Here is a 12683-nt window from a genome sequence, read left to right as displayed (position 1 = left end):
TTGACTGCCTGCGCAGCGGCGAGCGTGCCGCCGCGACCGGGTCAGCCCGCTTTCGCGAACGCCCAGCAGTCGTTGGCCGGGAATTCGATCCAGTGCTTGCCCGCTGCGCGCGGCACGTGACCGAACGCGCGCAGGCGCATCTCGCCGCAATGGAACAGATATTCCCAGCGGTCGCCGAGATACATCGACGTGACGAGGTCGGCCTGCAGCCGGTTCGCGCCCGGGCCGTCGGCGACCTGCACGCGCTCGAGGCGGATCACGGCCTGCGCGTCCTGGCCCGGCGCGAACGTGTCGCGGGCGAGCGCCTGCAGTTCCCAGCCGTCGCCGGCCAGCGTCACGCGCTCGCCGTCGATGGCCGCGACGCGCGCATCGATCCGGTTGTTGCTGCCCATGAACTCGGCCGTATACAGCGAGCGCGGCGCGCCGTACAGCTCGGCCGGCGTGCCCTCCTGCTCGATGCGGCCGTTGCGCAGCAGCAGGATGCGGTCGGACATCGCCATTGCCTCGGTCTGGTCGTGCGTCACGCACAGGGCCGACAGCCCGAGCGACACGATCAGCTCGCGCAGCCACGCGCGCGCTTCCTCGCGCAGCTTCGCGTCGAGGTTCGACAGCGGCTCGTCGAGCAGGATCACCGGCGGGTTGTAGACGAGCGCGCGTGCAATCGCGACGCGCTGCTGCTGGCCGCCCGACAACTGATGCGGAAAGCGCTCCGCGAGATGGCCGAGGCCGAGCTGGTCGAGTGCGCTCTGCACGCGGCGCTTCTGTTCGGCCGGTGCGACGCGGCGCAGCTTCAGCCCGTAGCCGACGTTGTCGGCGACGGTGCGGTGCGGCCACAGCGCGTACGACTGGAACACGAGGCCGAGCGAACGCTGCTCGACGGGCAGGTCGACGCGGTTCGCGCCGTCGAAGAACACGCGGCCGTCGAGCTGGATGCGGCCGTCGGACGGCTGTTCGAGGCCGGCCACCGCGCGCAGCAGCGTGGTCTTGCCGCTGCCCGATGCGCCGAGCAGGCACACGACTTCGCCGGCCTTCAGTTCGAACGACACGCCCTTGAGGATCGGATTGGCGCCGTAGCTGAGATGCAGGTCGTCGACGATGAGCTTATCCATGAAGTTTCACTCCGAAACGCAGGGCCACGCCGAGACCGGCACCGACCATCGCGATGTTGATGACAGAAAGCGCGGCGACCTGGTCGACGGCGCCGGTCGCCCACAGCGACACGAGCAGCGCGCCGATCACCTCGGTGCCGGGCGACAGCAGGTAGACGGCCGTCGAGTATTCGCGCTCGAAGATCATGAAGATCAGGAGCCACGCGGCGAGCAGGCCGAAACGCACGAGCGGCAGCGTCACGTCGAGCGACACGCGGCTGCGCGTTGCACCGACGCTGCGGCCGGCTTCCTCGAGCTCGGGGCCGACCTGCAGCAGCGCGCTCTGGATGAGCCGCATCCCGTACGCGAGCCACACGACCGTGTACGCGATCCAGATGCTCCACATCGAGTTCTTCAGCTCGCGCAGGCCGGGGACGAACAGGAAGATCCACAGGAACGCGAGGCCGGCGAGCAGGCCCGGCACCGCGCGCGGCAGCAGCACGAGGTAGTCGAGCAGTTTCGTCGCCCAGTCGTTGCGGCGGTGGCCGGCAAACGCGACGAGCGAATAGAAGCCGATTGCGAGCGCGCCGCCGATCACGCCGATGCCGAGCGTGTTGACGATCGCACGCACGAGGTTGTCCTGCTCGAACAGCTCGATGAAGTTCGACAGCGTCAGCACCTCGGCGAGCGCGACGCCTTCGCCCCAGTTGGTCACGAACGCGCGCAGCACGATGCCCGAGATCGGCACGATCACGGTCAACATCAGCCACAGCGCGACGATCGCGAGCGCGACCCAGCGCCATACGCCGAGCGGCAGCACCGTCGCGCGGCCGGCCTTGCCCTTCACGGTGACGAAGCGGTTCGCGGTCTTCAGGAGCCGGCGCTGCAGCAGCACGAGCGGGAACGTGATCGCGACGATGCACACCGCGACCGCGGCCATCAGGTGATACGACGGCACGCCGAGCTTGTTGGTCAGCTTGTACAGGTAGGTCGCGAGCACGAGGTGGCCTTCCGGGTCGCCGAGCACGAGCGGCAGCCCGAACACTTCGAAGCCGAGAAAGAACACGAGCACGCCGGCGAACAGCAGCGCGGGCATCGTCATCGGCAGGCTCACGTCGAGCGCAACGCGGAACGGGCGGGCGCCCGTCACGCGCGCGGCTTCCTCGACGTCCGAGCCGAGGTTGCGCAGCGCGGCCGACGAATACAGGTACACGTGCGGCACGTGCGTGAGGCCGACGATCATCGTGATCGCGAAGACCGAGTACACGTTCCAGGGTACGTTCTGCACCCCGAACAGTTCCTTGAACCACACCGAGTAGAAGCCGACCGGGCCGGCTGCGACCACGTAGCCGAACGCGAGCACCATCGGCGACACGAACACCGGCGTGAGCAGCAGCGGCTCGAGCCAGCGGCGGCCGGGCAGGTCGGTGCGCACCATCAGGAACGCGAGGATGCCGCCGAGCGGGATCGAGATGAACAGCATCCCGCCGGCGATGATGAACGAGTTCTTCACGGCCGACCAGAAGTCGGGGTCGGTGAAGACGAAGCGGAAGCCTTCGATGCCGAGCGTCTTGTTCGCATCGAAGAACGGCGCGGACAGCAGGCTCTGGAACAGGATGAAGCCGAGCGGCAGCGCGACCGCGACGGTCAGTACCGCGACGACGATCCAGCGCAGCATGCCGGCGAGCGGCTGCAGGCCGTTGGCCGGCAGCGCGGGAATCGCGTCGCGCGGGCCGGTGGCGGGCGGAACGGCCGGTGCCGTTGCCCGTGTGCTGGTTGAAAGCATGAGTTCGCCCCTGCGGCCATCCGGATGGCCGCCTCAAGGAAGTCGGTAAGGGGAAGGAGCCGCCCGCGCGGTACGGGGCGGGCGGCTCGAGGTCAGCGGGTCAGCCGATCAGCTCTTGATCGCCTGCTGCCATTGCTTCAGGAACGCGAGCCGCTTCGACTGGTCGAGATAGACGAGCAGGCCGGTGCCGATCTGGATCGGCTTCAGCGAATCGCCGAGTTCCTTCGTGAGGCTCGCGGCCGATGTTTCGCCGGTCACGTCGGTGCGGATCGCGTACAGGTTCGCCTGGTTCGCGATCAGCGTCTGGCCGCGCTTGGAGAGCAGGTAGTCGACCCACAGCTTCGCGGCATTCGGATTCTTCGCTTTCTTCGAGATCGTGGCCAGGCGGCTCACGATCTGCGTGTAGTCCTTCGGAAACACGTAGCCGATCGACTTGTCCTTCTTTGCTTTCGCATACGCGTACGAGCCGATGATGTTGTAGCCGATCAGGTTCTCGCCCGACGAGATGCGCTCCATCATCGCACCGGTGCTCGACTGCAGCTTCGGACCGGTCGTGCCGATCGCCTTCACGAGTTCCCACGTGACCTTCTCGTTCAGGTGCGCGTCCTGCGTCAGCGCGTTGAAGCCGACGCCCGATTTCTCGACGTCGTACGTCGTGAGCTTGCCCTTGAACTTCGCCGGTTGCGACGTGAGCAGCTTGATCAGGTCGGCGCGCGTCTTCGGCACTTCGTTCTCGGGGATCAGGCGCTTGTTGTAGACGATCGCGAGCGGCTCGAACGTCGTGCCGTACGCCTGCTTCTGGTACTGCGCCCATTGCGGCACGTTCGGGCTTTCGGGCGAATCGTACGATGCCATCAGGCCGTCGTTGACGAGCTTGACCTGCAGGTCCATCGCCGAACTCCACAGCACGTCGGCGCTGGTGCTGCTCGCCGCGTTCTCGCTGATGTAGCGGTTGTACAGCTCGGTGCTGTTCATGTCGTTGTACTCGACCTTGACGCCGTACAGGCTTTCGAAGTCCTTGATCAGCGGGCGCACGAGGCCCGTGTCGGTCGTCGAGTAGACGATCAGCTTGCCTTCCTTCTTCGCGGCGTCGATCACGCCCTGGTAGCTCCCCGGATACCCGGCCGGAACCTGCGCGGCTGCGCTGCCGGCGGCAGTGCCCAGAACGACCGCCAGCGCGGCGGCGAGGTGTTTCGGTGCAAACGGCATGTCTTCCTCCAGTTACGTCTAGTGTTGTTCGAGTGCAGCGGATGTTAATTGCGGCGCACTTTCAGCCTGCTTTCATTTCGGTTCACAATCGTGTCCTTTGTGTCATGGATTTCCCGAGGTCGAAGCGGCGGCGGCCACGCGTTTCGCGGCGCGCGGCACGTTCTGACAAGGGAGGGAAACGGGTTGCCGGCGGCGCGGCAACGATGGCAACGGCGGCTACGCGGGTTGCGCGAGCCGCTTGCCGAGCAGTCGGCCGCCGTGCCGCGCGTGCGCGGCTGTCAGCGCGGCATACCCGACGACGACGCCTGCTGCGCACCGGGCGCTTCGACAGAATCCGCGGATCGGCTGCAATTCGACGCCGTCCGCATGGGCTTGCGCGACATACGTTGCGTCGTCCATCCCGGGCGGCAGCCACAGTACGAAATGAAAGCCCGCGTGTTCGCCGGACACCGTGTACCGTCCGCGGGCGTGTTTCGCCAGCTGGTCGAGCACGATGTCGCGCCGCTGGCGGTAGGCGTGACGCGCGGCGCGCAGGTGCTTCGCAAAATCACCGTGCGCGATGAAGCGGGCCAGCGCCAGTTGGGGTGCCGCGCCGACCGAGCGCGCGGTCGCATGCCACACGGCCGACAGCGCCGGCCGCAGTTCAGCCGGCACGACCATGAAGCCGATGCGCAGCCCCGAGAACAGCGTCTTGTTGAACGAGCCGCAGTAGATCACGCGATCGCACGCGTCGAGCGATTTCAGCGCGGGCAGCGGGGCGGTCTGGTAGCTGAATTCGCCGTCGTAGTCGTCTTCGATGATCCACGCGCGGTTGCGCTGCGCCCAGTCGAGCAGTTCGAGCCGGCGCGACACCGACATCGTGACGCCGAGCGGCGCCTGATGGGCGGGTGTCACATAGGCTGCGCGCGCTTCGGGATAGCGGTCCAGCGACGCCGTGTCGATGCCTTCCCGATCGACCGGCACGTCGATCACGGTTGCACCCGCGATCGTGAAAATCTGCCAGGCCGACGCATAGCCGGGATCCTCCATCAGCACCGTCGAACCGGGCGCGAGCAGCGTGCGCGCGACGAGGTCGATCGAATGGCGGATGCCGGTCGTGATGAAGATGTCGCCGGCGTCGCACGGGATGCCGCGGTATTCCCGCAGGTACGCGGCAATTTCGTCGCGCAGGCCCTCGACGCCTTGCGCCGGCGTGGCCCCGAGGTCGTTCGCCGTCGCGGCAAGCAGGCTGGCCCCGAGCGCCTTCTTCCATTGCTGCATCGGCAGCAGGCCGGGATCGGCAAGCCGCGCGACGAACGGGACGCCCGGACGCACGCCTTGTTCCGGCACGGCGGCATCGGTCGTGCGCGCTGCTGCGGGGCGTGCGTCGGAAGGAGGAAGGCCGTTGTCGCGCGACTGCGCGGCCGCGCGCAGATAGCTGTCGGGCACCACCGCGCATACCCGCGACCCCGACCCTTGCGTGCGGGCGATGTAGCCCTCGGAGCACAGCCGGTCGTATGCCGCTTCGACGGTGCCCCGGGCGACACCCCAGCGTGCGGCGAGGGTGCGGCTGGACGGCAGGGGGCTGTCGCCGGGCAGCAGGCGCTTCAGGATCGCGTCGCGCAACGCGTCGGCGATGCACTCCTGCTTCGACTGCGGACTGCCCGTGGACAGCCCGGCAGGGCACGGCAGATCAAGCGGAATCGCGGCTTTGCCTCGCGGCATAGTGGTCCAGTCGATGGAGGATTTAATGGCCCTTCAGCTTATATCACTTTGACCTTAGATTGCAGTCGACCACATCAATCCGACCAGAGACGGGCACACTGCATGAAAACGCGTTCATTACCCCAGCGGGGCTGGCTGTTCCTGTTGTTGCTCGTCGTGTGCCTGCCGCGAGTCACGATCGATGCGTACCTGCCGTCGCTGCCGGCGATGGCGGACTCGCTGCGCGGCACCGACGCCCAGTTGCAGCTCACGCTGACCCTCTACATGGTCGGCTATGCGCTGTCGATGCTGGTGTCGGGGCCGTTGTCCGACCGTTACGGCCGCCGTCCCGTCCTGCTCGGCGGCCTGTGTCTCTACGTGGTCGCGAGCGTCGCCTGCGCGTGGTCGACCGGCATCACGTCGCTCGTCGCCGCACGCATCTTCCAGGCATTGGGCGGCTGCAGCGGAACGGTGATCGGCCGGGTGATCGTGCGCGAACGCTTCCCGACCGCGATGCAGGCCACGATGCTGGGGCGGATTTCGGCCGGCATGGCGCTGTCGCCGGTGATTGCGCCGCTCGCCGGCAGTGCGGTTGCCGAGTGGCTCGGATGGCGCGGCGTGTTCGGCGTGCTGGCGGCGGGCGGGCTGGTCGCGACGGCGATGGTGTTGCGCTACCTGCCCGAGACTCGCGAAAGCGACGCACGGCCAGCGCCGGGCAAGGGGCTCCTGCGAACGTACGCGGGCCTGCTCGGCGAACGCCGTTTCATGCGCTACTCGCTCGCCATCAGTTTTGCGTACTGCACGTACTACCCGTTCATCGCGGAATCGTCGACGCTGTTCCAGCGGCAACGGGGCGTATCCGGCCCGGTGTATGCGGCGATCTTCGGCCTGACCGTGCTCGGCTACCTGATCGGCTCGAACGTGTTCGCGCGGACCGGCACCCGCTGGAAGGCCGATTCGGTCATCGCGGCGGCAGCGGGTGTCAACCTGGCCAGCGCCGCCGTGTTGTGGATCGGCGGTGCGATCGCGCCGGCGGCGGTGGCGGCGCTCGTCATTCCGATGTTCTTCGTGATGGTTGCCGTCGGGATCGCGATTCCGGCCTGCCAGTTTGCGGTGATGCAGCCGTATACGACGATCGCCGGGACGGCGTCCGGGCTGTTCTTCTTTATCCAGATGGCGATCACGGCCGCGTGCGGCGGCGTGCTGGCGTGGCTGTCGGACGGCACCGCACGCCCGATGATCGTCGTCACGGTCGGCGCGAGCGTCGCGTTCCTGGCGGTGGCGGTCGGCTTGCGCGAGCGGCGGCGCGCAGGCGACGGTTCACGCTTCGCGACGCGGAACGGTCCCGCCGCCGAGCGCTGAGCGACGGTCGGCCGGGCCGGCCGGCGGCGCAACCCGTGTTTCCGCGAGGCGTCGCCATGGAAAGGATCATGTAATGTAGCGGCCTGTCGCTGACCTTCCCGGAATCCCCATGCGTGTGCTGCTCGTCGAAGACAATCCGAACCTTGCCCAGTCGCTGAACGACGCGTTGAGCGCGGCGCGCTTCGCGGTCGATCACATGGCGGACGGAGAGGCGGCCGACCACGTGCTGCGCACGCAGGATTACGCGCTGGTGATCCTCGATCTCGGGCTGCCGAAGCTCGACGGGCTGGAAGTGCTGCGGCGGCTGCGCGCGCGGCGCAATCCGGTGCCGGTGCTGATCCTGACCGCGCACGGCTCGGTCGAGGATCGCGTGAAAGGGCTCGATCTCGGCGCCGACGACTATCTCGCGAAGCCGTTCGAACTGACCGAACTGGAGGCGCGCGCCCGCGCGCTGATCCGCCGCAGCCTCGGCCACGAGCATTCGCGGGTCGAATGCGGGCCGCTTTCGTACGACAGTATCGACCGCAGCTTCCATCTCGCCGGCGAGCCGCTGTCGCTTACGCCGCGCGAGCGCTCGGTGCTCGAGGTGCTGATCCTGCGCAACGGCCGCGCGATCAACAAGGAAACGCTGTCGGAGAAGATCTTCGGGCTGGACGAGTCGGTGAACGCCGATGCGATCGAGATCTACGTGTACCGGCTGCGCAAGAAGCTCGAGAACACGGGTATCGCGATCGTCACGTTGCGCGGGCTCGGTTATCTGCTGGAAGCGAAGGCGGAGACCGCTGAATGAGCCACCCCTGCGCTCACGGTTGTTCGCTGCCCCGCGAGGGGGCGCATGCCCTCCGAGAGACGGCACGGCGGGAGGCAGGGTGACCCGCCCGAACCTGCGCACCCAGGTCGCGCTGTGGCTGCTGCTGCCGCTGCTCGGCCTGCTCGCGCTCGACTCGTGGCTCACGTACCAGCGCGCGATGAGCGCCGCGCACGTTGCGTTCGACCGCACGCTGTCGTCGTCGCTGAAGTCGATCCGCGAAGGCGTGCGGCTCAACGACGGCGAGATCGAGGTCGACCTGCCGTATCTCGCGCTCGAAATGCTCGAATCGAGCGATGGCGGCAAGATCTACTACCTGATCCGCGAGGACAACGGCCACACGATCACCGGCTACCCGGACCTGCCGCTGCCGCTCGGGCGCGACGCGGGCGACGGTGCGCTGTTCGTCACGCGCTACTACGACGTCGTCTATCGCGGCGAGCAGTTGCGGATGGCCGCGCTGCGCATCCCGGTGCACGACGTGCCGACCGCGCAGTCGCGCATCGTGTGGGTGATGGTCGGCGAGACGATCGAGGCGCGCCAGGCGCTCGCGCGCGAGATTCTGGTGGGGTCGCTGCTGCAGGAAGGGCTGCTCGTCGTGCTTGCGCTCGGCATCGTGTGGCTCGGCGTCGGGCGCGGGCTGCGGCCGCTGAACCGGCTGTCGGCGACGGTCGCCGCGCGCAGCGAGGACGACACGACGCCGCTCGATACCGGCACGGTGCCGAGCGAACTCGCGCCGCTCGTCGAGTCGATCAACCAGTACATCGGCCGTACGCAGCGAATGCAGGTCGCGCGGCGCCGCTTCTTCGCCGACGCGGCGCATCAACTGAAGACGCCGCTCGCGGCCGTGCAGGCGGGCGTCGAGCTCGCGCTGCGGCCCGACGAGCAGCTGCGCGCGAACGGGCACCTGCGGCGTGCGAACGGCGCGGTGCGGCAGGCCGCGAAGATCGTCCAGCAACTGCTGTCGCTGTCGCGGCTCGATTCGGACAGCGGCCATGCGGTCGCACGCAAGCCGGTCGCGCTGCACCGGCTTGCGCGCAGCGCGACGCTCGACTGGTCGCCGGTGGCACGTGCGCGCGACATCGATCTCGGTTTCGAGCACGAGGCCGACATCGACGTGCACGGGCAGTCCGACCTGCTCGGCGAGATGATCGGCAACCTGATCGACAACGCGATCCGCTATGCGGGCGACAGCGCGGTGATTACGGTGCGCGTGTCGCGCGATGGCGAACATGCGCGGCTCGACGTCATCGACAACGGGCCGGGCATTCCGGCGGACGAACGCGATGCGGTGTTCGAGCGCTTTCATCGCGGCAGCAAGACGCAGACGGTCGAAGGGACGGGGCTCGGGCTGTCGATCGTGCGCGAGATCGCGCGCGTGCATCAAGGCAGCGTGACGCTTGCCGATGCGGCCGGCGGCGGGCTGATCGTGACGATCCGGTTGCCGGCGGCGAACGAGGCGGGGCCGCGCGCTGCGTGATGGCGAATGGCGATGCGGGAAGCGGCTTGCCGTATGCGGCGGCTTCCCGGCTGCGCAGACTATGTGATTGGGTGAGCGGCTCCGTGCGCCCGGCTCAATCGCCGAACCCGATCTCCGCTTCCAGCGACTGGCCGACTTCGAGCCACGTGCCCGCGCCTTCGACGACGATCGCGTTGATGCCGAACGTCAGTTCGCCGTTGAAGTTCGGGTTCGCGCGATAGGTCTGCATCGTGTCGGTCGGCTCGTGCGGCCACGCGGGATCGGGTGCGCCGGTGACCTGGTCGATCGTCGGCATCGGGCAGCGCGTGCACGGCTTCACGAGGCGCAGCCGCACGGGCGTCGCGCCTTCGGTATCGAGATGTTCGACGAAATCCTCTTCGTACGCATCGAGATCCGACACCACGATGTTCGGGCGAAAGCGGTTCATCGGGATCGCCGGCGCGCCTTTCGCGGTGAGCCGCGCGTTCAGGTCGTCGAGCGACGACTGGCCGATCACGAGCAGCGGGTAGCCGTCCGCGAACTGCGTGTGCGTATCGATCTCGCCGGTCCATTTGCGATTGCAGCCGCGGCGCGCGTCGGGCCCGAAGCGCGCGAGCTTCGTGGGCTTGCCGAGGAATTCGGTGAGCCACGCGGCCGTCTCGGCGCCCGTGTCGATCGCGTCGACGGTGTCGCGCCACACGGTCGCGGCCATTTTCGGCGTGGCGGGCGATACGTCGCCGTCGAGCGGCGTGCGGATCTCGCGCATGCCCGGCGCGTTCAGCACGAGCGCATCGCTGTCGAGCGCGGTGCGGATCAGCGCGAGGCGCGGGTGTGTGCGCTGCGTGATCATCAGCCCGTCGGGGTCGGTGATCAGCCAGTGGCGGTCGTATGCGAGGCCCGTTTCGAGCAGTTGCGCGCGCGACAGCGCGATACCGGCGCAGGATTTGATCGGGTAGACGAAGAGTTCGGCGATGGCTGGCATGACGCTGGCTGAAGGCGGATGGCGAGATTGCGATTGTGCCAGATCGTGCCGCAGCCGTTTGGACGGCTACGCACCGTCGCGCGGCCGGTCATGCGAGCGGGAAGCTCGGGTCGAACGTCGTGCGCACGTCGAGCGGCTGGCGCAGCAGCCCCGCCTTCAGGTAGAAGTCGGCCGTGCGCTGTTGTTCGGCGATGACCGTCGCGTCGATCGGCAGCCAGCGCGTGTTGCGGCGCTCGAACTGCAGCTTCGCGGCCGCCGGCGGAATGCCGATGATGCGTGCAAGTGCAGCGGAATACGCGTCGACATGCCGGTACGACCACGTCTGTGCGCGCACGACACGCCGCAGGAAATCGTGCAGCACGTCGCGTTTCGACGCGATCGCCGCGTCGGTCGCCGCGATGTAGCTGAGGCCCGACCACAGCCCGCGGCCGTTGACGAGCACGCGCGCGCGGCCGCTCGTTTCGGCGAGTGCGGTATAGGGTTCCCAGGTCGCCCAGGCATCGATCGAGCCGGTGGCGAGCGCCAGCATCGTATCGGCCGGCGGCAGGAAGCGGAACGACACGGCGTCGGGCGGCAGGCCGGCCGCGTCGAGCGCCTTCAGCGTGACGAAATGGCCGATCGAGCCGCGCGTGGTGCCGATGCGCGCGCCCTTCAGGTCAGCGGCGCCTTTCAACGCCGCATCGGGCCGCACGAGTACCGCCGTGCCGTACGGGTCGGAACGGTTCGCGCCGATCACCTTGATGCGGGCACCCGACGCGAGCGCGAAGATCACCGGCGCGTCGCCGATCGGCCCGCAGTCGACGGCAGCCGCGTTCAATGCTTCTGCAAGCGGCGCGGCGGCCGGGAACTCGGTCCACGCGATGTCGTATGCAAGGCCGTTCAGTTCGCCGGCCGCTTCGAGCAGCGCGCGCAGCCCGCCTTTCTGGTCGCCTGCGCGCAGCAGCGGCCGCGCGCCCGATTGCGCGCGCAGTGCAGCGGGGGCCGCGGCGATCGTGGCGAGGGCGCTTGCTTGCGCGAGGAAATGGCGTCGGGTCGGATTCATCGTGAAAGTCGGTAGGAAGAGCGGTTCAGGGATTTATTCAATGCGGGAGCCCGGCCTGCACGTCGCGTACGGGTTCGGCGTCGACGCGCATTAGCAGCGCAGTCAGCGGATCGCCGTTCGCCGAGGGTGCCGCTGGTCGTGCGGTGGCGTCCGAACGGCACAGCAGGTCGGCATCCGACCAGCCGGCGCTGCCCGGCAACGCGCGCGCTCGCAACCAGCCTCGGCGATCGGCGAGCAGCTGCGTGCCGCCGAGCGCGTCGGGTGCCACGCCGGCGATCGTCGCGAATGCGAGCCACGCATCGGGCGTCGACGCGACGCAATCGGCTCGCGCCGTGGCGGCCGCCTGCGCCACGGGCGCGCCGCGTGCCGTGACGAGCAGGGTTTGCCAGCGCGCGTCTTCCGGCGGGGGCGTCGCGCCCGGCGCGAGCGCGACGACGCGCACGCGCTGGCCTTCGCGCCAGCGATCGAGCGGCTGGGGCGCGGCGGCGCCGCAGCGCACGTCGAGCGCCGGCAGCGGGACGGGCACGGGCCACGCGCCTTCTGCCTGCGCGCCGCTGCCCGCGGCGAGTGCCTTCAGGTAGTCGAGCACGGCCCAGGTGTCCTGGGGGCCGAGCGTCGCGGCGAAGCCGGGCATCGTCGACGCGCCGTGTTCGTCGCGCGTGCCGTGTCGCACGCGCCAGAACAGCTCGCCGTCGAGACGCCGGGCGAGCAGCGCGCCGGCGAAGGTCGGCGGCCAGTGCGAGAGCGTGGCCGCGAGCGGCCCTTCGCCGCGTCCGTCCACGCCGTGGCACGCCGCGCAGTGTTGTGCATACAGGTGCGCGCCGCGCATCACGTTCGCTACCGAAAACGGCGCGGGATCGCGCTGGAAACTCGTCGGCACGGCGGGCGAGAGCCACAGCGAAGACGGCGGCCACGGCGCGAACCACGCCACGGCCAGCGCGGCGAGCGCCGACGCGACACGCCACTTGCGCGAAGCGAGCGCGACGCCCGCGAGCACGATGGCCAGCGCCGTCGCCGCGGCGGCGAATGCGAGTTGCCGCGTGAGCCCCGCGTCGATGCGCAGCGTTTCGAGCGCGATGCGATGGGGCCACGGCCATGCAGGCTGACCGTCGGCATCACCCGTCAGCCCGAGCGTATGCAGCACGCGCACCAGCACGATTTGCGCGCGATACAGCCCTTGCAGAAACATGAGCGCCCAGTCGGCGAACGTCGGCGCGTTCATCGGCTGGATTCCCGCCGGGCGGCGGCCCCTCGTCGAACGGCA

General features: G+C 68.8%; 10 protein-coding genes. 3 read left to right on the top strand and 7 right to left on the bottom strand.

Features of this window, described 5'->3' with window-relative positions; translation table 11 throughout:
* Positions 1-41 precede the first annotated feature (41 nt).
* The 4 genes from B7G54_RS03380 to pdxR form a co-directional block, all read right to left on the bottom strand.
* A complete protein-coding gene (locus tag B7G54_RS03380) occupies positions 42-1109 on the bottom strand; it encodes an ABC transporter ATP-binding protein (protein ID WP_085037744.1) in 1068 nt (355 codons plus the stop codon).
* Entirely contained in the window at positions 1102-2874 is a 1773-nt protein-coding gene (locus B7G54_RS03375; protein WP_085037743.1) for an ABC transporter permease, read from the bottom strand. Before B7G54_RS03375 ends, B7G54_RS03380 begins: the two co-directional genes overlap by 8 nt.
* A gap of 108 nt (positions 2875-2982) precedes the next feature.
* The gene (locus B7G54_RS03370; protein ID WP_085037742.1) at positions 2983-4083 is read right to left on the bottom strand and encodes an ABC transporter substrate-binding protein; all 1101 of its coding nucleotides are present in this window, start codon (positions 4081-4083) and stop codon (positions 2983-2985) included.
* A gap of 216 nt (positions 4084-4299) precedes the next feature.
* The gene (pdxR, locus tag B7G54_RS03365) at positions 4300-5787 is read right to left on the bottom strand and encodes a MocR-like pyridoxine biosynthesis transcription factor PdxR (protein WP_085037741.1); all 1488 of its coding nucleotides are present in this window, start codon (positions 5785-5787) and stop codon (positions 4300-4302) included.
* Positions 5788-5889: 102 nt separating this feature from the next.
* On the opposite strand from pdxR, the gene B7G54_RS03360 reads away from it, so the two are divergent.
* The 3 genes from B7G54_RS03360 to B7G54_RS03350 all read left to right on the top strand — a co-directional run bounded on the left by B7G54_RS03360 (position 5890) and on the right by B7G54_RS03350 (position 9416).
* Positions 5890-7128: a multidrug effflux MFS transporter gene (locus B7G54_RS03360; protein WP_085037740.1), complete on the top strand. Its 1239-nt coding sequence runs from the start codon at positions 5890-5892 to the stop codon at positions 7126-7128.
* 109 nt (positions 7129-7237) lie between these two features.
* Positions 7238-7918, top strand: coding sequence for a response regulator (locus B7G54_RS03355; RefSeq protein WP_011355366.1), 681 nt, complete (start codon positions 7238-7240; stop codon positions 7916-7918).
* Positions 7919-7997: 79 nt separating this feature from the next.
* Positions 7998-9416, top strand: a complete 1419-nt coding sequence (locus B7G54_RS03350) for a sensor histidine kinase (RefSeq protein ID WP_085037739.1) — start codon at positions 7998-8000, stop codon at positions 9414-9416.
* A gap of 94 nt (positions 9417-9510) precedes the next feature.
* Here B7G54_RS03350 and B7G54_RS03345 read toward each other — a convergent pair whose 3' ends face one another.
* The 3 genes from B7G54_RS03345 to B7G54_RS03335 all read right to left on the bottom strand — a co-directional run bounded on the left by B7G54_RS03345 (position 9511) and on the right by B7G54_RS03335 (position 12641).
* Positions 9511-10377 carry an MOSC domain-containing protein gene (locus B7G54_RS03345; protein WP_085037738.1) on the bottom strand — a complete coding sequence of 289 codons (867 nt, stop codon included), beginning with the start codon at positions 10375-10377 and terminating at the stop codon, positions 9511-9513.
* Positions 10378-10465: 88 nt separating this feature from the next.
* A complete protein-coding gene (locus B7G54_RS03340) occupies positions 10466-11419 on the bottom strand; it encodes an ABC transporter substrate-binding protein (RefSeq protein WP_085037737.1) in 954 nt (317 codons plus the stop codon).
* 37 nt (positions 11420-11456) lie between these two features.
* Positions 11457-12641: a c-type cytochrome gene (locus B7G54_RS03335; RefSeq protein ID WP_085037736.1), complete on the bottom strand. Its 1185-nt coding sequence runs from the start codon at positions 12639-12641 to the stop codon at positions 11457-11459.
* Positions 12642-12683 lie beyond the last annotated feature (42 nt).

It is taken from the genome of Burkholderia puraquae (genome assembly GCF_002099195.1).
GTDB classification, from domain to species: Bacteria; Pseudomonadota; Gammaproteobacteria; order Burkholderiales; family Burkholderiaceae; genus Burkholderia; species Burkholderia puraquae.
The sequence above is the reverse complement of the archived record's forward strand: the minus strand, read 5'-3'. Positions and strand labels throughout refer to the sequence as shown.

What these genes read in the sequence shown, in the direction of transcription:
- B7G54_RS03380 (WP_085037744.1), bottom strand. Translation starts at nt 1,109, where the DNA reads ATGGATAAGCTCATCGTCGACGACCTGCATCTCAGCTACGGCGCCAAT.
- B7G54_RS03375 (WP_085037743.1), bottom strand. Translation starts at nt 2,874, where the DNA reads ATGCTTTCAACCAGCACACGGGCAACGGCACCGGCCGTTCCGCCCGCC.
- B7G54_RS03370 (WP_085037742.1), bottom strand. Translation starts at nt 4,083, where the DNA reads ATGCCGTTTGCACCGAAACACCTCGCCGCCGCGCTGGCGGTCGTTCTG.
- pdxR (WP_085037741.1), bottom strand. Translation starts at nt 5,787, where the DNA reads ATGCCGCGAGGCAAAGCCGCGATTCCGCTTGATCTGCCGTGCCCTGCC.
- B7G54_RS03360 (WP_085037740.1), top strand. Translation starts at nt 5,890, where the DNA reads ATGAAAACGCGTTCATTACCCCAGCGGGGCTGGCTGTTCCTGTTGTTG.
- B7G54_RS03355 (WP_011355366.1), top strand. Translation starts at nt 7,238, where the DNA reads ATGCGTGTGCTGCTCGTCGAAGACAATCCGAACCTTGCCCAGTCGCTG.
- B7G54_RS03345 (WP_085037738.1), bottom strand. Translation starts at nt 10,377, where the DNA reads ATGCCAGCCATCGCCGAACTCTTCGTCTACCCGATCAAATCCTGCGCC.
- B7G54_RS03340 (WP_085037737.1), bottom strand. Translation starts at nt 11,419, where the DNA reads ATGAATCCGACCCGACGCCATTTCCTCGCGCAAGCAAGCGCCCTCGCC.
- B7G54_RS03335 (WP_085037736.1), bottom strand. Translation starts at nt 12,641, where the DNA reads ATGAACGCGCCGACGTTCGCCGACTGGGCGCTCATGTTTCTGCAAGGG.